Here is a 25,530-nt window from a genome sequence, read left to right as displayed (position 1 = left end):
TTTAGTAACCACGAATCAGGGCCTGAACGTCAAATATCGGAAATCGCTTTAGTTTCTTTGTGAAACAAAAGCAACAAAATGGAACATAAACAACAGACAGCCCTCGTAACGGGCGGAACAAAAGGAATAGGCAAAGCCATTGCGGATAAATTAGCGAAGGCGGGCATGAAGGTCATTGTAACGGCCAGGAACTATCAGGAGGAAGCGTTTGAATATCAGTTTATCGCAGCTGATTTGTCAAAACCTGCAGAGGTGGCTAAGTTGGTAGCCGAATTGGGGCATATCGATATCCTGATAAATAATATGGGCGCGAACACCCTGCCAGGTGGCGGTTTCAGCACGTTGACCGATGAAAACTGGGACGAAGCATTACAGGTAAATCTATTGGCCGCAGTTCGTTTGGACCGCGCTTTATTACCTGCGATGCTGGCGCAAAAAAACGGCGTGATCATTCATATCTCATCTACCAGCGGAATGTTCCCGATCTGGGAAGCCACCATGGCTTATAGTGCAGCTAAAGCGGCCTTAAACGCTTATAGTAAAACGCTGGCCACAGAAGTAGCGAGCCAGGGTGTGCGGGTTGTTACGGTTTCACCGGGACTTACCAAAACACCCTCGATGTCGGCTTTTATCACCGAACTTGCTGCCGGGGCAGGCATTACTACCGATGAAATGGCGACAAACCTGATGGCCAAATTAGGTGGGGTACCCATGGGGAGGATGGCGGAGCCGGCGGAAGTAGCCGAACTCGTCAATTTTCTGGTATCACCGGCAGCTTCCTATATAACTGGCTCCAATTATGTTATTGATGGCGGTAATTTCCCTGTGGTGTAACGCTTTGACGATGATCCCTGGACTTTTCAGGCAACTAAATTTGGACCTTACAGGTAATCTCGTGTTGAGATTTACAGCGAACTTTGTCCTGTAAATTTTAACATATGAAAAATAAAAAAGCCTATATTATTACCGGACCGACCTCAGGGATAGGCCACGCGACAGCCCTGGAACTGGCCAAACACGGCACCCTGATCCTGGTCGCCCGGAATAAAAAAAAGCTGGATTTGCTGCAAATAGAACTGAAAGATCTGGGGCATGATACGGTTTCGGTGGTTTGTGATATTTCGGATATCAAAAGTGTAAGAAAAGCTGCTCAGGAAATTCTTGCCCTCGGATTTCCTATCGCAGGTCTCCTGAACAATGCAGGCATCATGCCGTCCAAACCATTGAAAAGTGACCAGGGCTGGGATTTGACCTTTGCAACCAATCATCTTGGCGCGTTCGCCCTGACCGAGGCGCTTGCGCCGCATTTGCCTGACGGGGCCAATGTAGTTTTTATCGCCTCGGCTATTGAGGATCCGGAACGCAAACCTGCCAAAGCTATGGGAATGAAAGGCGGCCGTTTTATTTCTGTAGAAGCCAGCGCACGCGGGGAATGGAAAGCCGGCGGCGCAAAAATGCCGGGCATAGATGCCTATGCTACCTCCAAACAGTGCATTCTCGCAGCTACATTTGCATTTGCCCGCAACGATCGAAGGTTGCATTACAATGCCATAGAGCCTGGCATCACCCGTGGTACCAGCCTGGGCGGCGAAAGCACGAATGCTTTTGTCCGCTTTTTGTTCGGTCATCTGATGGCGATGATCCCTCCGTTTTCGCACTACAGCAGCACACCTGAAAGATCCGCGATAGTCATCACCAACGTGCTGACAGATAAGTCGGGTAAAACAGGCGTGTATGTTGATGAGAAAGGCCGGCCTATGTTAAGCTCGGAACAAACCCGCGATCCGGAATTCCAGGACCGGGTTGTCGCGGAAACTCGTAACTTGCTGGCGACAATTCGATGAGCAAGGCAAATTATCATATCGGGGTGATCTCACCTGAACAGTTTGTTGCCGAACATACTTTCACCTATATCATCAAAGGTGAAATGCACTTGTATGATGGCAGCCATAGCTATGTGCTGCGGGCCGGTGAAAACGGACTGGCACGCAAGGACAGCCTCATCCGGTTCAAAAAGGAAATGGTTAACGATGAACTTGAAAAAGTGTTCGTTTTTTTTGATGAGCAATTTTTGAAGGCATTCCAGGCCAAACATCATCCCGAATCAGCGCGATCAGGATCGCGCGAGACGGTGATGATATTGCCAGAAAACAAACTATTGCCGGTGTTTATAAAATCCTTACTGCCATATTACGATCATGGCAAAATAACGGAAGCCTTCGCGGATGTCAAGCGCGAAGAACTGCTCCTGATCTTATTGCAGGCGCAGCCTCAACTGGCAGGCCTGTTTTTTGATTACCGCAGCCCTGAAAAAATAAATCTCGAAGAGTTCATGAACCGAAACTATCAGTTCAATGTGAGTCTTGAGCGTTTTGCTTATTTAACCGGGCGAAGTTTATCTGCCTTTAAAAGGGATTTCAAACAAATATTTAATGATACCCCAAGCCATTGGTTAGTGCAAAGACGATTGCAGGAAGCTTATTTCCTGATCGATAAAAAAAATCAAAAGCCGGCTAAGATCTATCTGGACCTGGGTTTTGAGACGCTTCCGCATTTCTCTTTCGCTTTCAAGAAACGGTTTGGGATAGCGCCAAAAGTGCTGGCCGGTCAACAAAAGGTTTGAAGGTCGGGCAGTATAATTGAGGACCCTCTTATTGGAATGAGGTTTTCAGCCTGCATATTCCAATACAGAATAAAGTCACGACGCAGGGTTGCAGGCAGTTATTGGCTCAATTGAACAAAGATTTCAAAATGTTCACGATCAAGGCGGTCCGGGCTTGAACTGTAGCAGAATTCAGGCGTCCCTGGAGCATTTGACGATGTAAGAAACTAAAACATCAACAATATTTTTTTCTGCCGGCGAAACCGGGTCCGTTCAGACAGCTATCTTTACTATTTCGACAATGAGCAAGAAAACTAATCATATTCCTGTAAATAAATTGCCCCAAGAAAGCTGCCGGGGGATTATGATGATGCGGGAGTCATTTAACGGTTCACCCAATTCCGAACAAGTCGAACGTTCTCATCGGGATGGCGGTTATACTTTCATCATCCAGGAAAAAGGAAAAACCATCATCGAAATTGATTTCCAAACGCATCATATCGAGGCAACGGCTGTTATCTTTCTCCACCCTCATCAGGTTCACAGGGTTATAGCATTTGAAGATGCAATGATCAGTACCTGGATCATCACGGAGGAAAACCTACGCCCGGAATATTTAAGCCTGCTGGAAGGACTTGCACCGGTGCAAGTAATGGCGGTTACACAGGAAACACTTGCCGTCCTGACGGAAACTGTAGCATTATGTATCAAACTGTCTGAACAGAAAACAGAGGTGCTTTACCATTCCATTTTAAAGGAAAGCGTTAATACGTTGGTTACCCAGATCATTTCGCATTACCTTGCATTATCCAAACCATCTGAACATCATGCCCGATTTGAGGATATAACCAGGGAATTTAAAACCGCGTTGGAAAAACATTATAAGTCGACTAAAAAGCCATCCGAATATGCCGCTCAGATGAATTTATCCCCCTCATACCTGAATGAATGCGTGAAGGCTGCTACCGGAAAGTCCGTTTCTTCCCATATTCGGCAGCGTGTGGTGCTGGAGGCGAAACGCTTGCTTTATCATTCGGGCAAATCTGTAAAAGAGATTGCCGGCGAACTGGGCTACGATGACTATTCCTATTTTACACGGTTGTTCAATAAGGTTGTGAGCATGACGCCCATTGCTTTCCGGGACAAAAACCGCGAATAGTCCTAAACTTACGGCATCCTGTCATTGTATGCACTTAATTTCCGGCGTTCCTTTGTGCTCATAAAAATAGACAAGGGGAATGATACAAACACCGGAACTTTTACTTCATAAAAATATTGCTATAGTTGGTGGTGGCCCGGGTGGCCTGACGCTTGCCAGGCTTTTACAGCAACAAGGTGCGCAGGTTAAAGTTTATGAACGGGATCACAGTCAGGCAGCGCGCGTACAGGGCGCAATTGTCGACCTGCATTTCGACTCCGGGTTGAAAGCCATGGAAGCAACGGGGCTAATGGAGGCATTCAAAGCAAATTACATGGCGGGTGCGGATAAATACCGCTTGCTTGATCCAAAAGGTAATATTTTGTTAGATGAAGGTAACCAGGTCGGCGAACCACAGTTTGGCAATCCGCATTTCAGGCCTGAAATAGACAGAGGGGCGCTGAGGGATTTGTTAATCGACGGCTTGCTGCCCGGCACCGTTATATGGGACAGCCAGTTCGTGAGCATGAAGGGGGTTGACCATCAGTGGGAATTGCAATTTAAGAACGGAACAACCGCTACAGCAGATATTGTTATCGGATCAGACGGTTACCGCTCCCTGGTCCGGCCTTACCTCACTAACGTAAAAGCACTATATTCCGGTGCGACGATCATTCAGGGCGAAATAGACCATCCGGAAACAGCTTGTCCGGAATTCTACCAGTTAGTTAACCAAGCAAACCTGATGGCCATGGGGAACGGAGCAACCATAGCCGCACAACCGCGTGGCGACGGCGGCTTAACTTTTTACGCTGCATCATTGCTCCCGGAAAACTGGGTCAAAACCAGCGGCATTGATTTCAGTAACCCTCAAGATGTGCAAGACTACCTGATCAATCATTATGAAGGTTGGAACCCTATATTTTTTACATTATTTAAAGCTTGCACCCATTTTGTTCCCCGGCCGCTGAATTACTTTCCTTTGGAAAATAGATGGGAGGCAAAAAATAATATTACCCTTATTGGCGATGCTGCTCATCTGATGCCACCTAACGGCGAGGGCGTTAACCTGGCCATGCTGGATGCCTTAGATCTGTCGGATTGTTTGACCGATATAAATCTTAACAACCTTATCGACGCAATTGCAGCTTACGAAAAGATCATGTTTGACAGGGCTGCTCCGCTTTGTAAAGAAACGATCGATGGCATAAGTGACTTTGCCGCGCCGACGGAAGAATCCGTGCTGGATCTGATTAAAATGCTTAGCTAAAACACATCAAATTGATTTCCCGAATCATCCCTGCCGAATCAGGGCAAGGATGATTTGCATTCATGAAAGTAACTTAAAGTATGTCCAAATCCCTGGCCACATAGAAGCTGGGGACTAATGGGCGAAAACCAGTCACTTTTCTAAGTTTATTGGTATCAAGGATACCCTCGAACGGGTCATTGAGCGGCCCTTCATCCTCATGAAATACGTCAACTGCACCAACAGATTCAGCAAGTTCGTACAAGGTAATTGGAGCATCATCGCAGATGTTAAAGACCTCACCGTCCAGGCCGTTTTGCTGAAGCAATAAGATCAATGCCTGGGCGACATCCAAATGATGTACCATATGCATGCGCGAACCGGAATGGCGTTTCATTTTCTTTAGCAACGGCATGATTTCGGGAATATGCGGATCTTGATCACCATACACAAAACCCAAACGAAGTACTCTTACGTCAAGATTCTTCGTTTTGTGCAGCTCCAAAAGTTCCTGTTCGGCAGCGGCCTTACTTGAAGAATATGCCCTCGGGTCATTAATGTTGACGAAGTCATCCTCCCGGGCCGGGTGCCCGTAGCCCGAACCGTATACGTTGCCGGTACTCACAAAAATGAAGCGTTTGACATTCGCATCAATTGACGCATCGGCCAGGGCTATAGTTCCTGCATGGTTGGTTTTGATAATGCCTTCATTATCGGTGAACGTTCTGAATAACGCGGCCAGGTGGATGACAGCTTCAACACCTTCCACGGCGGCCGGTAAAGTGGTCGCATCGAACAGGTCGCCGGTAGCCACCTCAGCGCCAAGCGCTGCCAGATCTTCGGCCTTTGCGGCATCCCTTACTAAAATCCGGACTTTATAACCTTTGGCTAACAGGCGTGGCACCAACCGGCTGCCCACTTTTCCTGTTGCCCCTGTAACTAAAATTTTCATGGTATGATTTATTAAATTTTACGAAACAAAGGTCAGTGGTTACAGCAGTTTGAATGTAAAGAGAATCAAACCGAAAAGTATAATTTTCAAACTTTATCCCGGACAGTTTTCGGTGTTATGCCGGTTATGCGTTTGAAGTAATTGTTAAAGTAGGTGGGATATTCGAAACCCAGCGCGTATGCGATCTCCGCCACGCTCCAGTCAGTGTGCTGCAAAAGGGCTTTGGCTTCAGCTATTATACGTTCAGCGATATGAACAGTGGTCGGTTTACCGGTTACTTCCTTTACAGACCGGTTAAGATAATTCACATGTACCGATAATCGCATTGCATAATCCTGAGCATTCCTTAGGCTTAATACCTCGCCGGCACGTTCTATCGGAAACTGCCTTTCCAGCAGATCGGTAAACTGATGAGTTAACCTGGCCGCGGCATTTTTGAACTGCGGCGCATTTTGGGAAGGTTGTATTCTTAAAGCTTCATGCAGTATGAGTACAATACAGTTACGGATGAGTTCTGCCTTATAATAGTAATCGCCATCATGTACGGCCAGCATTTTTTGAAATATGCCGCTGATGAAAATGACCTGCTCATCATTTAAAGGGATGACCGGCGAATCACCTGCCTGAAACAGTGGAGAGTTTTTCAGGACATCCGTACGATCCCGTCCTGAAATAAAATTTTCGGTAAAAAGGCAGGCATAGCCTGTCGTTCTTTTAGACCTGCGTAAAACGGCATGAGGTACTCTCGGGTTGACAAAAAAGAGCACCGGCTGGTCCAGTTCAACGACACGATCACCATAACGAACGATCATGTTGCCGTCTACCAGACCCATCTTGTAAAAGTCACGCCGGCCCGCAGAAACAGGTATGTTTACCGTGTCAGGCACCTGGTGAACTTTGAAGCCATGAAGCTTTAAATCGCCCAGATCCAGTCCGGGTATCTCGTTCATAATTACTGCGCCCATTTTTCAAAAGTAGTAAAATCAAACTATAGAGGTTTCTGGATTTTACAAACGAATTCGGAGGGAAAACGTTTATGGATTAGGTGTAAGGTTTATTATAATATAGATTGCGGATGCAAAATAAAAAACTATCTTTTGTTTAATCAGTGCTGTAGCGGTATCTACAGTCGTTACAAATTTAGTGAAGGGGGTGTTCAAACATAATCTTACTTATTTTGATGGTAGGTTTAGAACACCTTTTATCGGAGAAGTGTTCAGATGTAACTTATCGAGAGCCAAATAAAAAGGCATCCTTGAAACTGAGGATGCCTTACCCGTCGGGAATGAAATCCCATTCTGTAGCCGAGAGTATATCTAATAACAACACCTTTGAGAGTGATCTATTGCTGATTTCGAAAATGGGAGAAGATTATGGCCCGTCTGTATAGCGTTTAAAGCTTGCTTTCTGTGTGTCAGTTTTCGTGGGTGTTCGACGCAATAATCTGAGGTTTAAAAATCAAAAATAATTACCTGAATTATTTCTTTGCTCGTCGCCATTGTACATTTCTTTTATCGGTATATTTCAATATCCCAATCCGTGTATCAAAGGTAAAATCGTTGATTCCCTTTTCAACATTCATACCTGAATAAGTTGCCTTTTTGCTATCGAAATAATAAAGATTCTCAGCTATCTTATCGACATTGTTTAATTCTTTTCCGTTGAATATTGTACCTATAAAAGTTATCTCGAATTGAATATAATTTTTAGAATTTTGAGACAGATTAAATAAATTCTGATCATATCGCTTTTTCCCATCACCCATTAACGCCGATTGATGATAGCTTCCTGGAGTAAACAAATAAGGCACACTTAAGTAAATAGTGCTGTAGTAACCTAACTCTATAAAATTCCGAACGGTATCTCTGGTTAATGCTGTTTTAAAAAAAACAATCGTGTCTATTTCATTTTTTTCAGAAATAAAGACAATCGAATCGGTTTTTGTATAAGGCTGAAACCATTTCAATTGATCCTTTGTGAACTTTTTTACACCAAGCGAACAGCTATTAAATAAAATAACTATTGATAACAGACACAAAATGATAGTTGAATTACTTCTTGGCACAGATAAAGTTTTATTGGAAGTTCAAAGAAACAAAAAAGCCCCAGATATTTACCTGCAGGCTTTAGTAATAGTTTTCTTTAAATTCTTACCCACCTTATTCCCAAGGTGGGTAATTTTGTAGCCCAAAGGAGAATCGAACACAATTCTTAACCAATTGACTCATAGTGCTTTATGTGGTTTAAAACGACTACGCACCGAATTACCAACCCTTTTTTTGATGTAGAGTACTTTTATTTGCAAATCTTACTTTACGAAGATGCGGAATATTGCAAACGCTAACAATTTTAACATCACAAAAAAGGCCGTACCATGATTCATTATATAGTGTTTTTAATTTCAATTGTAACAATATTACATTAGATCGAAAAAAGCAATTAGTAACCATTGTGGGTATTTGTGATAGTAAGAAGCTTTATAAGATAGCGCATCATCGTTTTATTAACTACGTATCTCACGCCGCATGAAAAGAAAGTAAGCCAGCGCAAAACAACTTACGGTTGATGCCATTAAGCCGCTTACTTGCGGCCATACGATCATGACACTTTCCTTAAACGGCAGCGGAGCCGGTATAGCGCCCGCCATTTGCTCCATGGTTACAGGACCAAGGCTGCGAACCGACGGCATTAACAACGTGGTAACGGCATCCGAATAAAGCTGATTCGGGGCGATGCGTTGCAGATTCAATATCAAATCGTTATAACTTATGATCTCGGCCTGGCTAAGATAAGCCGGATCAGGTAAGAAGGACTTGACAATAAGGTTAATGGCAATCTGGTAAAATATCGTAAAGAACAACCAGATCCCGATGGCCGTGAGCGCGGAAGTTGCGGCTTGCTTAAACAGGATGGAAAGCATGATAGATAAACTCAACCAAAAAGCCACATAAGCAATAGTGATCACAATAAACCCCAGTATGCGAAGCAGTTCCTGCGGCTCCATGCGCACGCCAGTCAGTACTAACCCGCCGCCGATCATCAGCAAAGCCAATGCAAAAAACAAACTGCTGACGATCACCAGGGCGCTCACAAATTTAGCCAGCAACAAATTATCGCGGTAGATGGGCTGCGCCATCAGGCGGGTCAAGGTGCCACTGCTCTGCTCGGAGTTAACCGCGTCAAACCCTAAACTGATGCCCAGCAGCGGTGCCAGGAAACTCAGGAACACATGAAAGGGCGGAATAGAATTGTCGGTAGTGGTTAATAGTTTCAAGTATAAAAACAGATGATCGGGATCTTTGGTATTGCCTACCGCCGATTTAATATTCCCCAGTGACACGTACATCGCGGCGATAAAAGTAAGCACGATGAGTGCAACGAGTATGGCAAAGCGCCAGCTGCGTATATGATCTGCTATTTCCTTGTGAACCATAACGCCGAAAGGCCCTGGTTCAGAAGATTGACTTTTCATAGCTTGTTTATTTTGTACTATTAGATTCAAAATATTTTTGATAGATATCGTCCAGGCCATAATTTTTTTGATTAACGCCAATCACGTCATAGCCTTTTTCAACCAGGTACCGAACCAGTGCCGCCGTTATATTACGGTTGCTGGTAAATTCCAGCTCATTTTCACTAATGGTGATCTGGCTAACAGCTTCCCATGCCCGGAGTTCCGGTTCCGGCGGCCAGGGCTGTGAAACGGCTTGTGCTACCCTGATCGAAGTGACATGGCTGTCGGTGCCGAACAGTTGGGCGGACAGTGCGCCAATATCTCCCTGTGCCAGCAATTTGCCGTTCACAAAAATCCCTACCCGGTCGCAGACCTGTTGAACATGATGTAAATGATGCGAAGAGAGTAAAACGGTAAGCCCCTGCTGCCGGCTCAACTGTTTGATCAGCGCCAGGAAATCTCTAACCCCGGTGGGGTCGATACCGAGTGTCGGCTCATCCAGAATAATGACGTCCGGATTTTTGATCAGCACATCGGCCAAACCCAGCCGCTGTTTCATGCCGCGGGAAAAAGCCGAAGTCTTTTTATGCTGGTCTGCGGCAAGGCCCACAATTTCCAGCACCTCGGCAGATCGTTTTTTTAATTCATTTTCGGGTACGCTGTTCAGCCTGCCGATATACAACAGATTTTCCAGCGCGGTCATATTGCCATAAAAACCAACACTATCGGGCATATAACCCACTTTTTTCTTAACGGAGATAGGGCTGCTCGTAGCATTATGCCCGCAAATCATAGCGGTACCACTCGTCGGATCGGTAAGCCCGAGCATCATCAATATGGTAGTGGTTTTGCCTGCTCCATTAGGCCCCAGCAGCCCGAAGATCTCGCCTTTCTGAATATCAAGGTTCAGATCATCAACGGCTTTAACAGTGCCATAGTGCTTGGTTAAACCCTTTAACTGTATAATAGGATCTTTCATTGGTAAAAAACGGATTGGCTGTTTTATCTTCTGCCATATTTACGAATGAGATAATAAACGATGCCGATGGCCAGCAGGATGACCAAAATGCCGATCCAGCCGGAAAGCAAGGATGTTTTGACAGTTAGCCGGAAAGCGATCTGTGAGTTGGTATTGCTATTAGTCGCAGTAAAATTAGCGGCATAATCACCGGCTATAGTTTTGTCTGGTACTTTTACCGTCGCTTTTACATCGATGGTTTTCCCAGGTTCCAGTTGTTTGATACTGGCGGGTTCAAAGGTAGATTCCCAGCCGGTAGGCAATTGTGCGGTAACCTGCAAATCATTCAAAGGCAATGTCCCCGTATTTTTGAGGGTCAGCTGCAACTCTTTTTGGCTGCCGGAAGTTACTTCGTCGCTCAATCTTCCGGTTGGTGTGCTCAGTGCCAGGCTGTAGGAGCCTTTTACTACGGCTTCCAGGTTCAGCGATAGCGTATCGGAACCGGATATGGCTTTGATTGGAACCCTGTATTTTTTCGGGGAGGCGGTAGCCGTGGCATTGATCTCGATGGCAATGTCCTGCGTTTTTCCCGCATCCATATTGATAGAAGTAACCTGGCTGCCGTCCACTTTATAAGCGATCATCCAGCCAAAAGGAAGATCGGTTCTGAGTTCGTAGATCCTGGCACTTGCCGAACCGTTATGCAGGGTGGTGTTGTAACGGAAGGTCTCATTGGTAGCGGCCTCAATGTTCATCAGTTTGGCGGTAAAGCCTGATTTGCCGGCCGGCCAGTTGACCGGTTGCTGCTGCTGTGCCTGTGATGCGAAGGCGAATACCAGAAATAATAAAAGAAATGTAAAGCTGCGCGCTGCGTTGAAATGGGTAATAGTGAATTGGGGTAACATGATCTAACAACTAAAATTTAAATGATAGCTTTCAAAAAATGCTTTTTTCGATAATGGGTTCTATGTTTAAAAATTGATGGTTCAAAGAAAAAAAGTCGCCAAAAAAATTCAAATAATTTTAACATTTTTTAACAATTAGATATTAGCCTGGACGAGTAGACCCTGACATCCATTGTTGCCGAGTTATAAAAGATCGGATATGAGCGGATTTGTTTGATAAATAGGTAAACTATTGCCAAACAGAGTGATGCTGATTTTTGTAATAGAATTATGGGAAAGACAACGAATGCCGTATTAGCCCGCGACGGAGCACTGCGGGCTCCCTGGCAGTATGGCGCAGCGACTATAATTTCGAAAGCTTTATTTGATACCACCGTCATTTATGATGCGCTGATCGTAGGTGGCGGCATTACCGGTATTACCACGGCACTGTTTCTTCAGAAAGGAGGAAAAAAAGTAGTGATCGCCGAAGCGCATAACCTGGGATTTGGAACTACCGGCGGGACCAGCGCCCACATCAACACCTTCGCGGATACTACTTATGCGGAAGCAGCGAGCGCTTTCGGCGAAGAAGGAGCGCAGCTTTTCGCAGATGCGATCAACGAAGGTTTCAGTACCATTAAATCCAATATTAATACTTACCAGATTGATTGCGATTACGAAATCAATTCTGGATACCTGTATGCAGAAACCGGGGAAGAGGTCAAACAACTCGACGATATCTACAACGGCGCCTTAAAAGTAGGCGTGCCTGTAAACTATACGGAAGAAGCGCCGACACCGATAGAATATTTAAAGGCCCTGGTTTTCGATAGGCAGGCACAGTTTCACCCGTTAAAATATTTGCAGGGTTTACAAAAAGCATACCTGGAAGCAGGTGGTATAGTTTTGGAAAATACGTTGGTAACCGGTATCGAAACTGATAATGGCGTACATATCGCGCATTCGCCAGCAGGTGTTATCAGGGCAAAAACGGTGATTTACGCTACGCATATGCCGCCCAATATCAACCTGTTCAATTTTGAGTGCGCCCCTTACCGCAGTTATGTACTGGGCCTGAAATTAAAAACGGATACTTATCCGGATGCCTTGGTTTACGATATGCAGGAACCTTATCATTATTTCCGGACACAGGTAATTGACGGTGAAAAACTTTTGATCGCCGGTGGTAATGATCATAAGACGGGCCATGCCGACCCGGAAAAAGCCTTTGCCGATCTGGAAAAATACATCCGGAAATATTATAACGTGTCGTCGGTTAAATACCGCTGGTCATCACAATATTATGTACCTGTGGATGGCCTTCCTTACATCGGACAGATGCCGCTGGCGGCGGATGGTATTTACTGCGCAACCGGCTATAACGGTAACGGGATGATGCTGGGCAGTATCGCCGGCAAAATACTCAGCGACTTGGTCAGGAGACGGCCCAATAGATACCGGGACTTGTTCAGTCCTTCCCGCATTAAACCGATAGATGGGTTCAGCGAATTTGTTAAAGAGAATGCAGATGTCGCCTTTCATTTTGTAGCTGATCGCGTAGGTATACATGAAACCGATTCCTTAAAAAGATTACAGCCGGGTACCGGCAAGGTCGTTGAGGTAGACGGTGAAAAGATCGCGGCCTACCGGGATAAACATGGAATTATCCACGCGCTCAGCCCGGTTTGCACTCATGCCGCGTGTATCGTGAACTGGAACGGCGAAGAAAAAAGCTGGGACTGTCCCTGTCATGGTGCACGTTATGATATTGACGGAAATGTATTAACAGGACCGGCAACCAAAAACCTAATCAAGATTAGCAGCGATGAAAACTAAGGAAATATTAGCCAGCGGAATTACCGGTACAACTTTCATGACCCTGTTCAGCTACCTCATTTCGCTGGCCGATGGCGAAAACTTCAGCGAACCGGAGCGCCTCGGACAACTGGCTGGCCGTCTCATTCCGAAACTGGACAAGCAGCAGAGCCAGGCTTTAGGCTGGCTCGGTCATTATGGGGTAGGCCTGCTTTTTGCACTAGTCTATGTGGAGCTTTGGCGGCGCGGGAAATTAAAACCTGATCTGAAAACGAACCTTTGGTTGGGTGGTTTAAGTGGCTTGCTGGCAGTAGCAGTCTGGAAAACCACATTTAAAATGCACCCGCTGCCACCTTCGTTAAGTTTTAATAAATATTACCTGCAACTCGTTCCGGCTCACCTTGTCTTTGCAGTCTTCGCCGGGATTGGTTACCAAATCGTAAAAAGAACAAATCATGTTACAGATCATCAATGAGTCGGAAAAAAGCCTGACGGATCTGGCCCAGCGTTTCCCGGAAAATCCTTTGTTATTACCTAAAGATCTTGCGCCCAGCGCTAATGGTTTACAAATCATTAGTCTGCTGAATCCGGGCGTATTCCGTTACGGGGGGAAAATATGGCTTCTGGTCAGGGTAGCAGAAGGTGCTATGCAAAAGGAAGGCGTACTATTTTTCCCCGCCCTGAACGCGACTGGGAATACCGAGATCATCGAAGTACCATTAAACGATCCCGACCTGATCACCATCGATGCTCGGGTAATCAGTTATAAAGGCCTGGATTACCTGACCACAATCTCACATTTACGTTTATTATCTAGTGATGATGGTGTGCATTTCACCGAACCGGGAGACTATGCTCCCATATTTGGACAGGGCTACCTGGAACGATTCGGCATCGAAGATTGCCGGGTGAGCCAGATAGGTGATACTTATTATCTCACCTATACGGCAGTATCTGATAGTGGTGTTGGTGTAGGTTTGCAAACCACCAGAGATTGGCAACACTTTGAAAATGCGGGCATGATCCTGCCGCCGCATAATAAAGACTGCGCCATCTTTGAAGAAACCATCGACGGTAAGTATTATTGCCTGCACAGGCCGAGCAGCAAAGAGATTGGCGGCAATTATATCTGGCTGGCCGAATCTTCCGACGGCAGGCAATGGGGGAACCATCAATGCCTGATCAAGACCCGGCCCGGCCTTTGGGACAGCGCACGCGTCGGTGCCGGGGCGGCACCGATCCGTACCGGGCGGGGTTGGCTGGCAATTTATCACGGCGCCAATGCGGAGCACCAATATTGCCTGGGTGCTTTCCTCATGGACCTTGATAAGCCTTCAAAGATCATTTCGCGTACCATTAAACCCATTATGGTGCCTACGGAACCATATGAATTAAGCGGCTTTTTTGGGCATGTGGTATTTACTAACGGGCACCTGATTGATGGTGACCACTTGACGATGTATTATGGCGCGGCAGATGAGTTCGTTTGCGGCGCGCATTTTTCCATCAGTGCAATACTGGAACAATTGGTTTCCTATTAGCATATCATAAGCTTTTCAGCAACGTGGCAGACCATGGAACTACCGCAGGAAAATAAAAAAGGCCGCCCTGACAAAGGCGGCCCGCTATGGTTTATTTCATGCTGTCATGGATCTTTTGGACCGCGTCTAGGTGCATTTTTAAGGTTGGTAATGTCTTCACCGCAAATGCTTTCAAATCCTGGTCCTTTAGGTTTTTAGCGGCATCCTCAAATTCTTTGATGTCGTTTTTGTGATCTTCGATCATATTATCAACATAGGCTTTATCAAAGTCCGCGCCTGATTTTGAAGAAAGATTGTCTTTCACCTTTTGTTCGTCACTACCTATCGTTGTTGGCAAGATGATCCCTTTGGATTTTGCAAGGGCCTTCATTTCCTCGTTGGCTTTGCTATGGTCACTGACCATCATGCCACCGAAATCTTTAACTTTTTGGTTGGCAGCTTTTTGCTGGGCGAGCGTGCCGAGCTCGACTTCCGCCATACCGCCATTAGCTGCCGCCACGGCAAATTTCGCATCGTCCTTGTCGACTGCTGATGCGGATGAATCCGTTTTGGCCGTATCGGCTTTTGCTGTATTCGCGCTGTCTGCGCTGTCTTTGCTGTCCTTGTTGCCGCTGCAGGCCTGTACCATACAGGCGACACCTGCGATCAGGCTGATGTATAGGAGCTTTTTCATGGTGGGTATTTTTTTGATTTGTATCTCTTTTATCGTCAAGTTATTTTATACCAAGTATTTCCAGCGTCCTTTCATCGCGTTCGCCATGATAGAACTTGTCCAGTACACGGCTAAAAACCGGGAAGGTCGCGGGCACAGCATCAAATAGGGTCATTGACGACTTAAGCTTGAGGTGGTCGGGGCTACCGAAAACAGCATGCGGGTCATTTGTTTCCAATTCCAGCAGCGCTTTACATATAGTCGTCAGCCGCAGCCCGAGTTCCGGGTCCATCAGCAGGTCTCCCGCCTCCTTTATATCTTTTATGGCGTAAAAACGTGACATTTCGGTCATGCCCAAACCTGTAATCTGTGGGAAGATATACCACATCCAGTGGCCTTGCTTGCGGCCGTCTTTGATTTCCGCCAGCGCGGTATCATAATCCCGGTCCTGCGCAGTTTTAAAACGTTGTAAGTGCTCTTTCATTTTTTTACTTAGTTGCTTTTCCCCCTGAACAGCGAGATGATCCAGATAATGACGGCGATCACGATAACAACCGCAAGAATGCCCACAGCCGCACCGGCTTTAAAAATGCCCGCTATCGCGGTGCAGCTGGTGAATAAGGTGGCTATCATGAAGATGGCCACCGGAATAATGATATTTTTCATCTGATGTGTTTTGGAGTTCATCAGCCTGCGTTGCTATTATCCTGTACGTCGTCAGAGGGAAAAGTTTCTGTTGATCCGTTATCCAGCTTGACGACGATCTTGTCGCCAATGGTATCCATCACTTCTCCTTCCCCTGAAGGCGTCAGTACACGCTGGCCAAATAAAAATAAGTGCTCGTCCATTATGCCCGTACTGGTTCTGCCCCGTAGGTGCTCCATTGGGCAACACCTTTAGGCTCTGCATTTTTTACTTCAGTGCTTTTGACCTTGCTCATATCTTTATTGAGTTTTTCGCTTTCTTTTATTTCCGCGCTGAAATCATCAGGCAATTTCGTTTGGCCTTCCGTTTCCTGTACCTGTGTAATGGGGTCTTCGACGTAATTAAATTCTTTGCCCATGCCTTTGATCTCACCCTCATTCCACGGCCCGCGAACGGTACCGTCGGAAAGGTTGTAAACGTTTTGCAGGTAGCGGGGATCGGCAGCCAATACCCCCGGCGGAAAATTAGGCTGGATGCTGTCCAAAGCTGCCTCAAACATTTTATAGTGTGTAACCTCCCGGGTCATCAGGAAGGACAGGGTTTCGTGGATGTACGGATCATCGGTGAATTTCATCAAATGCTCGTAAACGAGCTTGGCCCGTGATTCCGAAGCCAGGTTGCTCCGTAGATCAACCGTCAGGTCGCCATTGGAGTGGATGTAGGATGCACACCAGGGAATACCCTGGCTGTTGCGTGGCGTTACGCCACCGCCAGTGATGATGCCGAACTGTGGATTGGCAAATACAGCTGCGTGGATAATATCTTCCTTAGCGGCCTTACCGTTTAATACCTGCATAATCTCCGAGCTGTCGGCGGCGTTTTTGAGCTCGCCGTTCACGCCCTTCAGCAACATCTGGATGGTAGCGCCAACGATTTCCAGGTGACTGAATTCTTCGGTGGCGATATCCATCAGCATATCGTATTTATCCGGATGCGGAACTTTTGCGCCGAAGGCCTGGGTGAAATATTGCATGGCCGCGGCCAACTCACCGTTTTCGCCGCCGAACTGCTCCAGCAACAAGTTGGCAAAACGCGGATCTGGACGGGATACCCGGGCGTTGAATTGTAGATCTTTTACATGATGAAACATAATATTATTTGTTTTTAGGTAAATGGATATTGATAAAACTATAGGAGCTGATATTATGTTTTTAATTAATTAAATAATTTTATAAGAAATATTAAAACATTATTTAACCAAAAAAAGTTGTTGTACTACTTTTTCGCCGCTTTCTGCAGCGTTCACGGGAGTAATTAAACCAATTGTTAACAATTATTTTTTACAATGAATGCGACCTCAGCCTGGCTCTTGACTGTTAATTCAAAATTGAATAGTCCTGACCTGACCGTTGTATATGAACAGCAGGCGGCGGAATATTCCTTTAAAGTTTACCTGATTGACGACTCCTGCTGGATGGTTGTAGTCTGGCCGAAAGGCAGCCGGATCGCTTTCCGGCTTGCTTATTCACCCAACGATCAGCTGGAACTCCGGAGGGTCCTGGAGAAAGATCAAAACATTACTTTTCGGATCGCCTCCCTGATGGGCGAATACGAGGCTGTTGTCCGGCTACCGGCTGGAGAAATCTCCGTGCTGCGCCTGACGACAACACTGAGAGCGGCAGCGCCGGTCTTGTTCCCTTTCTGGCCGCGGGATATCGTGCCGCTCGGTGCGGCAAGCAGCGATAAGCCGGCTGAAGGCAAGATCAAAGTCAGCCAGGTAGGCACACGTTCCGGACAGCTCTATTTTAGCCTGACCCGACCGAAGGCGGGTTCTGTGCTTTACCTGCAGAATCTGACCGCACTGGCGGACTATAACCAGCAGACCGAGACCTCGGCCGGAGATACGGTGGGTGGCGAATGGCCGGAAATTGGATTTGCCCTGCCTCCTACTTTGAAAAATAAACCATTGGAAGCAGGGAAAACTTATGCCCTGAGTGACGCGTTTATTGTCTTTTCTGAAGAAGTACCTGCAGATGAGGGAGCCATGGTACGCCAGTATCTTGATTTATTAGCGGCAGTTTATCTGCAATTGCCTAAACCGGCTACTACTTATAAAAACTGGCCGGAAACTTTGCAAAAAGGTTTAACTGACCTGACCGAAAGCCCGGGTTGCTGGTCACAGGTGAACGGGAATCATTACCTGAACGCTTATGTCTGTGATTATGCAACACCACCTGAGATCATGGTACAACTGGCAGTACTCCTGCCTTTGCTGGATTATGTAGAATGGAGCGATGGCCAGCTGGAAGTGATGAAAAAGATCAAGGAAGGCCTGCCCGCTTTTTATAATGAGGAACTTGGCACGATCATGCGCTGGCACCCTAAAGTGGCCGACAAGATGGAAGGCGAAGAAGAACACAAAAAGCCAATGGTTATGGATTCCTGGTATCTGCATCACCCGCTGCTGAACTTGTCACGCTTAGCGCTCAAAGGGGATAAAGCTGCCGAAAAACTGTTCCTGGATTCGCTGGAATTCGCGATAAAGGTGGCCCGCCATTTCAATTACAGGTGGCCGGTGTTTTATAAAATGGACACGCTCGAGGTGATCAAAGCGGAAACACAACCTGGAAAAGGCGGTGAAAAGGATGTGCCGGGTTTGTATGCACATGTAATGCTGCAGGCCTGGGAACTGACAGGCAACAAACGTTATTTAGCCGAAGCTGAAAGAGGCGCTTTAAAACTGCAAGGTTTAGGTTTTGACTTATTCTACCAGGCGAATAATACCTCCTTCTCGGCAGGTGCCTTATTACGGCTGTATAAGGTCACCCGAAAAGAAGTATATAAAGAGCTCAGTTATTTATGCCTGGCTAATGTGTTCAGGAACGTAAAACTCTGGGACTGCAATTATGGCTACGGGCGAAATTTTCCATCGTTTTTTGCCCTGTTCCCGCTGAACGATGCGCCCTATACGGCGGTTTACGAGGAGCAGGAAGTCTTCTGTGCCTTTCATGATTACCTGCGGCACGCCGAAGGCCTCGATATTCTGCCTTCCCTGCGTTTGCTGATGGCCGAATATATACGGTTCCTGGTGGAACGCGCGGTTTACTACTATCCGACGATGCTGCCGAAGGCGATGTTGTCAGACGAGGTCAAGACGGCTGAAGTCGACCCGAACCTGTGGATCGCGCTGGAGGATATGCATGACGGCTGGGAGAAATCCGGCGAAGTTGGGCAAGAGGTTTACGGTGCGGGAAATGCTTTCGGTATCCTCCCACGCCATTATATGCAGGTGGAAGATGAGCCCTTTATGATCTATACCGATTACCCCACTTATGGCTTCTCGCCAAAAAAGCACCGTCCGGCCAGATTCAGGCTGGCGGGAGATGCGCGCCTTAACTGCCGCCTGATGTTGATTAAGTCAGGTAAAGGTAAACTGCCGGATTTTTCGGTGACGCTGAATGGGGGAAAAGAACCGGCGAAAGGTAGGAAAACAAAAGAGGGTCACCTGGAATTTACTATTCCCGGTGACAGTGAAGTTTATATTAACTGGAAGACCAAATGAAGAAAAGTAAGAATTTATTCGAACGTTTCAGTAACTGGGCCACAGCGGCCACCGGAAGTTCCGCTGCATTTATCATCGCTACATCAACCGTGCTCATTTGGGCTGTTACCGGACCGTTATTTCATTATTCGGAAACATGGCAGCTCGTCATTAATACGGGCACGACGATCATAACTTTCCTGATGGTCTTTCTTATCCAGAAATCGCAAAATAAAGACTCCAAGGCCGTCCACCTGAAGCTGAATGAATTGCTGGCCTCGCACGAGGGCACCAGTAACCGCATGGTTAATATAGAGGACCTGACCGAAGAAGAACTGGACCATCTTTATAAATTTTATATCCGGTTGTCCGATCTGGCAGAAAAGGAAAATGATCTTACCCGCACGCATTCAATAGATGCTGCTGCAGAAAACCAGAAAAGAAAATCACAGACACGGAAGCCGATTAAAAAGACCTGAGCCATGAATAAGCCGACTATAATCACCGCGATGATCGAATGTCCGAAGGGATCGAACCAGAAGTTCGACTATGATCCGGCGGAAAAACGTTTTAAACTGAATAAGATCCTGCCCGCCGGACTGGTCTTTCCCTTTGATTTCGGGATGATCCCGGGAACCAAAGGAGAGGACGGAGACCCGCTGGATATCATCGTGATCTCCGAAGGTTCCACTTTTCCCGGTTGCCTGGTAGATTGCCGGATCATTGGCGGATTAAAAGCAGAGCAAACCGAACGGAACGGGCACAAGGTACGGAATGACCGTTTTATCGGTATTCCGGAAGTTTCCCAGCTATACTCGGATATCCATACACTGGAGGAGTTGCCACAGGTTCTCATTGATCAGCTCGAAGCCTTTTTCAAAAATTATAACGAACAGGCGGGCAAGAAATTTAAAGTGACCACGAGGCTAAACGCCCCGCAGGCGGCCAAATTATTAAGTCAATGAAGAAATAAAGCAGCAGCTCATACTGGCCACGCTGGCATCACTGTAATTACCGCCTGGCTCGTAAACCATAAGCCGGGAACGGCACCAAAGAAGCCCGCAGCTGTATGCGGCAAAAGAAACTAAATAAGAACTAAAATCAATTGCTATGGAACTTCTGCTAAAAATTTTTGGTGAAGGGAAAGACCTCAATGCCCTGCAGATGAGCAGCCGGGGCGTAGTCATTTTTATAATCGCCTTCCTGCTCATCCGCATTTCAGGCCGGAGGTCGTTTGGCGTGCGGACGCCGCTCGACAACATTATTACCATTTCATTGGGAGCCATCATGAGCCGGGCGGTGGTGGGTGCATCGGCTTTTGTACCGGTAATCGTCTGCTGTTTTGTGATTGTTTTCCTGCACCGGGTCTTTGGCTGGCTGATCGTTCATCATAAGGCATTCGGCCGCTTTGTGGAGGGCGATAAAATCCTGCTATTTGATCAGGGAAAGTTCATTAAAAGCCATATGGAAAAAGGATTGGTCTGTGAAGAAGACATCATGCAGGGCGTCCGGAAGTCAGCGCTAACCGAAGATATGAATGGGATTGAAAAAGTTTATATGGAAAGAAACGGCGAGGTCAGCGCTATCCGGAAAAAATGAAAATTGTCCTGATTTTTCAGGGGTTTGGAACGCTTCTTGTTTTTTTAAGAACAACGTTGTTCAATATAGTTTTAACCAAAATAAAATCTACAATCATGCCTACAAAAAGCAACAAAAAGTCTGCTGCAGCAGCCAGCCGCACACCAGAAGCTGAAAGTGCGCTGAAAGAGTTATTTATCGATGAGATCAAGGACATCTACTGGGCCGAAAAGCATTTAGCCTCGGCTTTGCCGAAGCTGATCAAGGGAGCGACCTCAGAAGACCTTAAACAAACCATTGGCAACCATCTGGAGGAAACCAAGAACCATGTGACACGTCTGGAAAGCGCCTTCGCATCGATCGGTGAAAAAGCAGTAGCAAAGAAATGCCTGGCCATGGAGGGCCTGTTAAACGAAGCTGCTGAACTACTGTCCGATACCGACAAAGGCACAGAAGTAAGGGATGTAGCTATTATTTCTGCTGCTCAAAAGGTAGAACATTACGAGATCGCATCTTATGGCACCCTTCGCACTTTAGCCGGAACCCTGGGTTATAGTGAAGCGCAGCGCCTGTTTGATGAAACCTTAGCTGAAGAAAAAAATGCCGATACCCTGTTGACCCAAGTAGCCGAAAATTATGTGAATGAAGCCGCTGCCGCTGAAGTAGAATAAAAGAAGCAAATTGTGATCTTTCAGGGGATACCGGAAGGTATCCCTTTTTTGTTTAAGTTTTGCTTAGTGCCGCGATCAAAAGTTCGGCGGTCGCCTGGATGGTCTGATGAATGACCTCCTCGCAGGAACCGGAAAACACTTGACGGAAGCTGGCTCCACGACCACAGATCAAAGCAAAAACGAACATGGTGCCGACCGGTTTGTCCGGCGTTTCGCTGCCGCCGGGAGTGGTCAGGCCGGTAACGGTTACCTGGATATCCGAATCGATTATTGTTTTTAAGCGGTATGCCATCTCCCGGGTCACTTCCATCGATTCCGGCGTGTATTTATCAATGAGTTCCTGTGGTACACCTAATAAACTGACTTTCAAACTCGCGTCATAACACGCAATGCCCCCTTTAAGCACTTTACCAGATTCTTCAGTCAGCGCAAATTCGGAGCAGAGCCAGCCCGCTGTCGCGCTTTCTGCAAAAGCGATAGTCAGCCCTCGTTGAGCTATGAGTTTACTGCAAACGCTGATTTTGCTTTCTGCCATTTATACTTAACAATCTGACGCTGAAAATGGTTTGGATAAACAGACGCTTTGCGCAAGCATCAGGTCTTTTCCTATCAATCATAAATACCGGATACAGAACCGACTACTGCTTATCACTTATCGTCCTTACCGAATAACTCCCTCAACTTATCCTTTGCTTTTTCCAGCGTGTCTTTTTCCTCTGCGTTTAAGTTCTTTCCGGCCCGGTTCTCATAAAAGGTCAGCATGGACATCGCGCTTTGATAAGGCGAAGATTTTCGCCGTTTGCTTGTCTCCGCCGAATGTTTTACTGATGCCGCGATCTTATCCGGGTCCCCGGATTTAAAAATATCTTTCTCCAGATCCATCGCATCGCTATGCTCTGTAACATCTGCAGACCATTTGTTTACTGTTTTTTTGGTTTTCGTAGTCATAGAAGTATATTTTATCCGTAAATGATTTTTAGTATCGGTTGATGCTAACCTTCTTGCTTGTCGCTTTCTGCTTCCGCTTTTTTATCCTCTTCCAGTAAATTGGTACCGATAGGGTTAGCGGCTAATAGTTTGGCAAACCAGGCCAGGTTTGCGGTCATATAACGCAAGGTTTTATTGGTATATAAATGTCGTTCGCCGCCGGCTTCCACATAATCTTTTTCTCCTCCGGCCATACCAACCCAATAGGCGTTAACATTTGGTGGAATTGTAAAGCCTACTTCCTGCAAAGCCCAGAGTACTTGCGCGGCGCAGCTATGGGCGCCGTCTTCATTGCCGGTGACCAGGCAGCCGCCTACTTTATTATAGGGCATATATTGTCCGTTTTCTTGATTGCTCAGTTCTTCGTCCCGGAAAATAGCATCTAACCGTTCAATCACTTTTTGAGCGGTCGAGGCCAGGTGTCCCATCCAGATGGGCGTGGCGATAATAAAAATTTGACAGAATTTGATCTTTTCCAGGATAAGCGGCCATTGATCACCCTCTCCTTCATCAGAAGAATTACCGGTAAGCACCTGGTAATCATTAAGACGGATAATCTCTGTTTCAAACCCCTGCTCACGAAGCTGGCTTGCGGCCTTGTCAGCCAATGCGCCTGTATTGGAAAAATCTGGTTGACGTTTGAGCGTACAGTTAATAAGTAATGCCTTCATGAAGTTTGTTTTAATAATTAGTTAGAAAAATAACAGCCTGATGTGATTCAGCTATCACTGTTCTTCTTTTTTTCCTTTGCAAAATGAGCGCGCGCCTGCTTTAAACCAGTTGCTATTGCTTCCCCTTCATTGCCAGTTGTTCGCAACACTTCATTGGCGATCTCCGTTGCCTTTTCCCTGATTTTCTTAGGTTGATTCTTATAAGATGGCGGGTAGTCTCCGTTATACCATGGCATAAGCTAATTTTTAAATGTTTCTAAATACGCTTTCATTTCAACCTTGCTTTCTATTTGCATTCAGCAGCGCCTGCCTGATGACAGGCGCTGTAAAAAGATCAGGAAAAAAATCCCTTGTCTTCTTGGGGTTCGGTGCTTGCCTGGTAATTGATATTATTTTCAGCGATCCGGGTCAGCAGGTTGTCTGCTTCCTTTTCTTCCTCCAGGGTCTGGGACAGGAGGTCAGCCGCATCATTATATCCTAAAGTTTTAGCCAATGTGACCATGCCGCCGTAAGTGGCGATCTCATAATGTTCTGCCTTTTGTCCGGCGAAGATCAGACCTACATCCCGCTGCGCGGTGCCTTCTTCGGTTTCATCTATAATATCTTCGCCTTCGTCAACAATACCGGCCATTGCTGCGCATTTGGTGGTGTCCACTTCTTCACCAATCAAACCAAAGACCTGTTCCAACCGGGTAACATGGTTTTGAGTTTGTGTGAGGTGATTACCGAATGCATCCTTCAGTTCAGCGGATGTAGCGGCTTCCTGTAATTTTGGTAAAGTTTTAACCAGTTTTTTTTCTGCCCAAAGCAGGTCTTCTAATTGATCGATAAAAAACTCCTTGAGTTTTGAATCGGTAGTCTGTGCGGTTTGTGTTTCCATGATATTTGTTTTTGATAAATGATTTTGTAATTTCTTTAAATTGGATGTCAATGCCGGATTATGGCCGGGTGAGCTTCTATGTATTAAGGCTGTCCTGAGCCACCGGATGAACCATAGATCTGTCCGGTCGCGTAACTGGCATCTGGGGCCGCCAATTGTACATAGATAGAAGCCAGTTCTGCGGGTTGGCCGGGTCTGCCCAATGGTGTTTGTCCGCCGAACTGCTTCAGCTTTTCCTGGCTGGCACCACCACTAACCTGTAAGGGTGTCCAGATCGGTCCGGGTGCGACACCATTTACACGGATACCTTTCGGCCCTAATTGTTTTGCCAGTGACTTGACATAATTCATTGTCGCAGCTTTTGTTTGCGCGTAATCATACAGGTCGGGTGAGGGGTCGTAAGCCTGTTCAGAAGTGGTACCGATGATAACCGAGCCGGGTTGTAAATGCGGCAGGGCCGCCTTAATGATCCAGAAAGGAGCATAGATATTGGTTTTCATCGTCCAGTCAAACTGTTCTGTAGAAATATCCAAAATCGACTGGTTGCTTTGCTGCCTGCCGGCGTTATTTACTACAATATCCAAACCGCCCAAACCTTTAACCGCATCGTCTACTAGTTTTTTGCAAAAAGCTTCATCACGCAGGTCGCCAGGAATTGCGATGGCTTTTCGGCCTTCAGCTTTGATCAATGCGATCACCTCTTTGGCATCTTCTTCCTCTGTCGGGAAATAATTGATCGCTACATCAGCGCCTTCACGGGCGTAGGCTATGGCGGCAGCTCGTCCCATCCCCGAATCGCCACCGGTGATCAACGCCTTGCGACCAGCTAACCGTCCCGAACCTTTATAGCTTTTTTCGCCGTGATCCGGTTTGGGGTTCATTTTACTGGCTAAGCCTGGCCAGGGCTGTGACTGGCTTTCGAAAGGCGGCTTTGGGTATTTGGTGATCGGATCTCCTAATGCTTTTGCTTCCATTATACTTTTTGTTTTACCGCCGGCTGCGAAGACAGGTGTTACTGCGACAGCTAAAGTGGCACCTAACCCGGCGACCGCTTGCCGCCGGGTGATTTTATGTTCTTCGTTCATGGTAGTGTAGGATGTATTTTTCTACGATTTCTTTTTGGGAACCTTAGCGCCTTCCTTGCGGGCTTCCGACAATCCGATTGCCACAGCTTGTTTTCTGGACGTTACCTTTTTACCGCTTTTGCCACTTTTTAATGTCCCTTCTTTTTCCTCATGTAAGGCTTTGTGGACCTTGTCCTGTGCCTTTTCTGAATACTTTGCCATTTTTTTTGATTTAATTGTTATTC

Annotated in this window: 31 protein-coding genes; 13 read left to right on the top strand and 18 right to left on the bottom strand. The window is 46.4% G+C overall.

Going from position 1 to position 25,530, the window contains the following annotated elements; all coding sequences use genetic code 11:
• The first annotated feature begins 78 nt into the window (after positions 1-78).
• The 5 genes from FHW89_RS15145 to FHW89_RS15125 all read left to right on the top strand — a co-directional run bounded on the left by FHW89_RS15145 (position 79) and on the right by FHW89_RS15125 (position 5,010).
• Positions 79-834, top strand: a complete 756-nt coding sequence (locus FHW89_RS15145; RefSeq protein ID WP_172335903.1) for an SDR family oxidoreductase — start codon at positions 79-81, stop codon at positions 832-834.
• Positions 835-938: 104 nt separating this feature from the next.
• Positions 939-1,844, top strand: a complete 906-nt coding sequence (locus tag FHW89_RS15140; RefSeq protein WP_172335902.1) for an SDR family NAD(P)-dependent oxidoreductase — start codon at positions 939-941, stop codon at positions 1,842-1,844.
• Positions 1,841-2,623 carry an AraC family transcriptional regulator gene (locus FHW89_RS15135; protein ID WP_172335901.1) on the top strand — a complete coding sequence of 261 codons (783 nt, stop codon included), beginning with the start codon at positions 1,841-1,843 and terminating at the stop codon, positions 2,621-2,623. The genes FHW89_RS15140 and FHW89_RS15135 overlap by 4 nt, the downstream gene beginning before the upstream one ends.
• 280 nt (positions 2,624-2,903) lie before the next feature.
• Positions 2,904-3,761, top strand: a complete 858-nt coding sequence (locus tag FHW89_RS15130) for an AraC family transcriptional regulator (RefSeq protein WP_172335900.1) — start codon at positions 2,904-2,906, stop codon at positions 3,759-3,761.
• 79 nt (positions 3,762-3,840) lie between these two features.
• The gene (locus FHW89_RS15125; RefSeq protein ID WP_172335899.1) at positions 3,841-5,010 is read left to right on the top strand and encodes an NAD(P)/FAD-dependent oxidoreductase; all 1,170 of its coding nucleotides are present in this window, start codon (positions 3,841-3,843) and stop codon (positions 5,008-5,010) included.
• Positions 5,011-5,083: 73 nt separating this feature from the next.
• Here the strand turns inward: FHW89_RS15125 and FHW89_RS15120 are convergent, their stop codons facing one another.
• From FHW89_RS15120 to FHW89_RS15095, 6 genes are all read right to left on the bottom strand, one after another.
• Entirely contained in the window at positions 5,084-5,941 is an 858-nt protein-coding gene (locus tag FHW89_RS15120) for an NAD(P)-dependent oxidoreductase (RefSeq protein WP_172335898.1), read from the bottom strand.
• 86 nt (positions 5,942-6,027) lie between these two features.
• On the bottom strand, positions 6,028-6,906 hold the full coding sequence (locus FHW89_RS15115) for an AraC family transcriptional regulator (protein ID WP_172335897.1): 879 nt from the start codon (positions 6,904-6,906) through the stop codon (positions 6,028-6,030).
• A gap of 512 nt (positions 6,907-7,418) precedes the next feature.
• Complete coding sequence (locus FHW89_RS15110; RefSeq protein WP_172335896.1) at positions 7,419-8,006, bottom strand: hypothetical protein; 588 nt, start codon at positions 8,004-8,006, stop codon at positions 7,419-7,421.
• 438 nt (positions 8,007-8,444) lie between these two features.
• Positions 8,445-9,413, bottom strand: coding sequence for an ABC transporter permease (locus FHW89_RS15105; RefSeq protein WP_216650583.1), 969 nt, complete (start codon positions 9,411-9,413; stop codon positions 8,445-8,447).
• A gap of 7 nt (positions 9,414-9,420) precedes the next feature.
• Positions 9,421-10,374: an ABC transporter ATP-binding protein gene (locus FHW89_RS15100; RefSeq protein WP_172335895.1), complete on the bottom strand. Its 954-nt coding sequence runs from the start codon at positions 10,372-10,374 to the stop codon at positions 9,421-9,423.
• A 23-nt stretch (positions 10,375-10,397) separates the two neighbouring features.
• Positions 10,398-11,258, bottom strand: coding sequence for an NEW3 domain-containing protein (locus FHW89_RS15095; RefSeq protein ID WP_172335894.1), 861 nt, complete (start codon positions 11,256-11,258; stop codon positions 10,398-10,400).
• Between the two features lie 270 nt (positions 11,259-11,528).
• Here FHW89_RS15095 and FHW89_RS15090 point away from each other — a divergent pair, with 270 nt between their 5' ends.
• Genes FHW89_RS15090 through FHW89_RS15080 form a run of 3 tightly spaced genes read left to right on the top strand, consistent with a single transcriptional unit; the run spans position 11,529 to position 14,596 of the window.
• A complete protein-coding gene (locus FHW89_RS15090; RefSeq protein WP_172335893.1) occupies positions 11,529-13,076 on the top strand; it encodes an FAD-dependent oxidoreductase in 1,548 nt (515 codons plus the stop codon).
• The gene (locus FHW89_RS15085) at positions 13,066-13,530 is read left to right on the top strand and encodes a hypothetical protein (protein ID WP_172335892.1); all 465 of its coding nucleotides are present in this window, start codon (positions 13,066-13,068) and stop codon (positions 13,528-13,530) included. Before FHW89_RS15090 ends, FHW89_RS15085 begins: the two co-directional genes overlap by 11 nt.
• Complete coding sequence (locus tag FHW89_RS15080) at positions 13,511-14,596, top strand: glycoside hydrolase family 130 protein (RefSeq protein WP_371742459.1); 1,086 nt, start codon at positions 13,511-13,513, stop codon at positions 14,594-14,596. Before FHW89_RS15085 ends, FHW89_RS15080 begins: the two co-directional genes overlap by 20 nt.
• Before the next feature lie 91 nt (positions 14,597-14,687).
• On the opposite strand, the gene FHW89_RS15075 is transcribed toward FHW89_RS15080, so the two are convergent.
• Genes FHW89_RS15075 through FHW89_RS15055 form a run of 5 tightly spaced genes read right to left on the bottom strand, consistent with a single transcriptional unit; the run spans position 14,688 to position 17,043 of the window.
• The gene (locus tag FHW89_RS15075) at positions 14,688-15,269 is read right to left on the bottom strand and encodes a DUF4142 domain-containing protein (protein ID WP_172335891.1); all 582 of its coding nucleotides are present in this window, start codon (positions 15,267-15,269) and stop codon (positions 14,688-14,690) included.
• Positions 15,270-15,309: 40 nt separating this feature from the next.
• Positions 15,310-15,732: a DUF1810 domain-containing protein gene (locus FHW89_RS15070; protein WP_172335890.1), complete on the bottom strand. Its 423-nt coding sequence runs from the start codon at positions 15,730-15,732 to the stop codon at positions 15,310-15,312.
• Between the two features lie 8 nt (positions 15,733-15,740).
• Positions 15,741-15,935 carry a hypothetical protein gene (locus FHW89_RS15065; protein ID WP_172335799.1) on the bottom strand — a complete coding sequence of 65 codons (195 nt, stop codon included), beginning with the start codon at positions 15,933-15,935 and terminating at the stop codon, positions 15,741-15,743.
• The gene (locus tag FHW89_RS15060) at positions 15,935-16,096 is read right to left on the bottom strand and encodes a hypothetical protein (protein ID WP_172335889.1); all 162 of its coding nucleotides are present in this window, start codon (positions 16,094-16,096) and stop codon (positions 15,935-15,937) included. Before FHW89_RS15060 ends, FHW89_RS15065 begins: the two co-directional genes overlap by 1 nt.
• Positions 16,096-17,043: a manganese catalase family protein gene (locus tag FHW89_RS15055; protein ID WP_172335888.1), complete on the bottom strand. Its 948-nt coding sequence runs from the start codon at positions 17,041-17,043 to the stop codon at positions 16,096-16,098. Before FHW89_RS15055 ends, FHW89_RS15060 begins: the two co-directional genes overlap by 1 nt.
• Positions 17,044-17,238: 195 nt before the next feature.
• Here FHW89_RS15055 and FHW89_RS15050 point away from each other — a divergent pair, with 195 nt between their 5' ends.
• The 5 genes from FHW89_RS15050 (at position 17,239) to FHW89_RS15030 (ending at position 21,683) form a co-directional block, all read left to right on the top strand.
• Entirely contained in the window at positions 17,239-19,455 is a 2,217-nt protein-coding gene (locus FHW89_RS15050; RefSeq protein ID WP_172335887.1) for a hypothetical protein, read from the top strand.
• Positions 19,452-19,913: a low affinity iron permease family protein gene (locus FHW89_RS15045; protein WP_172335886.1), complete on the top strand. Its 462-nt coding sequence runs from the start codon at positions 19,452-19,454 to the stop codon at positions 19,911-19,913. The genes FHW89_RS15050 and FHW89_RS15045 overlap by 4 nt, the downstream gene beginning before the upstream one ends.
• A gap of 3 nt (positions 19,914-19,916) precedes the next feature.
• Entirely contained in the window at positions 19,917-20,399 is a 483-nt protein-coding gene (locus FHW89_RS15040; RefSeq protein WP_172335885.1) for an inorganic diphosphatase, read from the top strand.
• A gap of 145 nt (positions 20,400-20,544) precedes the next feature.
• Positions 20,545-21,033: a DUF421 domain-containing protein gene (locus FHW89_RS15035; protein ID WP_172335884.1), complete on the top strand. Its 489-nt coding sequence runs from the start codon at positions 20,545-20,547 to the stop codon at positions 21,031-21,033.
• 95 nt (positions 21,034-21,128) lie between these two features.
• Positions 21,129-21,683 carry a ferritin-like domain-containing protein gene (locus FHW89_RS15030; RefSeq protein ID WP_172335883.1) on the top strand — a complete coding sequence of 185 codons (555 nt, stop codon included), beginning with the start codon at positions 21,129-21,131 and terminating at the stop codon, positions 21,681-21,683.
• A gap of 52 nt (positions 21,684-21,735) precedes the next feature.
• Here FHW89_RS15030 and FHW89_RS15025 read toward each other — a convergent pair whose 3' ends face one another.
• The 7 genes from FHW89_RS15025 to FHW89_RS14995 all read right to left on the bottom strand — a co-directional run bounded on the left by FHW89_RS15025 (position 21,736) and on the right by FHW89_RS14995 (position 25,507).
• Complete coding sequence (locus FHW89_RS15025) at positions 21,736-22,218, bottom strand: CinA family protein (protein ID WP_172335882.1); 483 nt, start codon at positions 22,216-22,218, stop codon at positions 21,736-21,738.
• A gap of 113 nt (positions 22,219-22,331) precedes the next feature.
• Complete coding sequence (locus tag FHW89_RS15020; RefSeq protein ID WP_172335881.1) at positions 22,332-22,631, bottom strand: DUF3175 domain-containing protein; 300 nt, start codon at positions 22,629-22,631, stop codon at positions 22,332-22,334.
• Between the two features lie 44 nt (positions 22,632-22,675).
• The gene (locus tag FHW89_RS15015) at positions 22,676-23,341 is read right to left on the bottom strand and encodes a flavodoxin family protein (RefSeq protein WP_172335880.1); all 666 of its coding nucleotides are present in this window, start codon (positions 23,339-23,341) and stop codon (positions 22,676-22,678) included.
• A gap of 47 nt (positions 23,342-23,388) precedes the next feature.
• On the bottom strand, positions 23,389-23,577 hold the full coding sequence (locus FHW89_RS15010; RefSeq protein WP_172335879.1) for a hypothetical protein: 189 nt from the start codon (positions 23,575-23,577) through the stop codon (positions 23,389-23,391).
• A 98-nt stretch (positions 23,578-23,675) separates the two neighbouring features.
• Complete coding sequence (locus tag FHW89_RS15005; protein ID WP_172335878.1) at positions 23,676-24,221, bottom strand: ferritin-like domain-containing protein; 546 nt, start codon at positions 24,219-24,221, stop codon at positions 23,676-23,678.
• Between the two features lie 83 nt (positions 24,222-24,304).
• A complete protein-coding gene (locus FHW89_RS15000) occupies positions 24,305-25,306 on the bottom strand; it encodes an SDR family oxidoreductase (RefSeq protein ID WP_172335877.1) in 1,002 nt (333 codons plus the stop codon).
• A gap of 21 nt (positions 25,307-25,327) precedes the next feature.
• The gene (locus FHW89_RS14995; RefSeq protein ID WP_090463211.1) at positions 25,328-25,507 is read right to left on the bottom strand and encodes a DUF6496 domain-containing protein; all 180 of its coding nucleotides are present in this window, start codon (positions 25,505-25,507) and stop codon (positions 25,328-25,330) included.
• Positions 25,508-25,530 lie beyond the last annotated feature (23 nt).

This window comes from Mucilaginibacter sp. SG564, assembly GCF_013149275.1.
In the GTDB taxonomy this organism is placed as follows: domain Bacteria; phylum Bacteroidota; class Bacteroidia; order Sphingobacteriales; family Sphingobacteriaceae; genus Mucilaginibacter.
This window is presented reverse-complemented; position numbering and strand designations above follow the sequence as displayed.